Origin of the sequence: Flavobacterium sp. ov086, assembly GCF_900187965.1 — a bacterium.
GTDB lineage: Bacteria > Bacteroidota > Bacteroidia > Flavobacteriales > Flavobacteriaceae > Flavobacterium.
The window spans coordinates 1-1,196 of sequence record NZ_FZNL01000054.1 but is presented as its reverse complement, the minus strand read 5'-3'; the positions used below and the strand labels follow the sequence as shown (position 1 = coordinate 1,196).

Here is a 1,196-nt window from a genome sequence, read left to right as displayed (position 1 = left end):
GCAAGTTTAACTACAGCACCAACAATCACAACAACGGCCGTAACAGGAAGTGCGGTTGGAAGTTATCCAATTTCGGCAAGTGGAGCAGTTTCATCAAATTATACGATAAGTTATGGAACTAACGGAACATTGACAGTTACTCCGGTAGCGTTAACCATTACAGCCGATGATCAAAGTAAAACGTACGGATCAGCAAATCCAGCTTTAACAGCAAGTTATACCGGATTTGTAAACGGAGATACAGCGGCTAGTTTAACTACAGCACCAACAATCACAACAACAGCGGTAACAGGAAGTGCAGTTGGAAGTTATCCAATTTCGGCAAGTGGAGCAGTTTCTTCAAACTATACCATTAGTTATATTGATGGAAATCTAACCGTAACTACAGCAACTTTAACCATTACAGCCGACGATCAAAGTAAAACGTACGGATCAGCAAATCCAGCTTTAACAGCAAGTTATACCGGATTTGTAAACGGTGATACTGTTGCAAGTTTAACTACAGCGCCAACAATCACAACAACGGCGGTAGCAGGAAGTGCAGTTGGAAGTTATCTAATTACAGCAAGCGGAGCAGTTTCTTCAAACTACACCATTAGTTATATTGATGGAAATCTAACCGTAACTACAGCAACTTTAACCATTACTTCCGACGATCAAAGTAAAACGTACGGATCAGCAAATCCAGTTTTAACAGCAAGTTATACCGGATTTGTAAACGGAGACACTGCTGCAAGTTTAACTACAGCACCAACAATCACAACAATAGCGGTAGCAGGAAGTTCGGTTGGAAGTTATCCAATTTCGGCAAGTGGAGCAGTTTCTTCAAACTATACCATTAGTTATATTGATGGAAATCTAACGGTAACTACAGTAACTTTAACCATTACTGCCGACGATCAAAGTAAAACGTACGGATCAGCAAATCCAGTTTTAACAGCAAGTTATGCAGGATTTGTAAACGGAGATACTGCTGCAAGTTTAACTACAGCGCCAACAATCACAACAACAGCGGTAGCAGGAAGTTCGGTTGGAAGTTATCCAATTTCGGCAAGCGGAGCAGTTTCATCAAATTATACGATAAGTTATGGAACTAACGGAACATTGACAGTTACTCCGGTAGCGTTAACCATTACAGCCGACGATCAAAGTAAAACGTACGGATCAGCAAATCCAGCTTTAACAGCAAGTTATAC

The 1,196-nt window shown here is 40.8% G+C and carries 1 protein-coding gene; it reads left to right on the top strand.

Annotation, left to right across the window (positions count from 1 at the left end; all coding sequences use genetic code 11):
* On the top strand, positions 1-1,196 hold a 1,196-nt coding region (locus CHB81_RS26540), incomplete at both ends, for an MBG domain-containing protein (protein WP_303395931.1).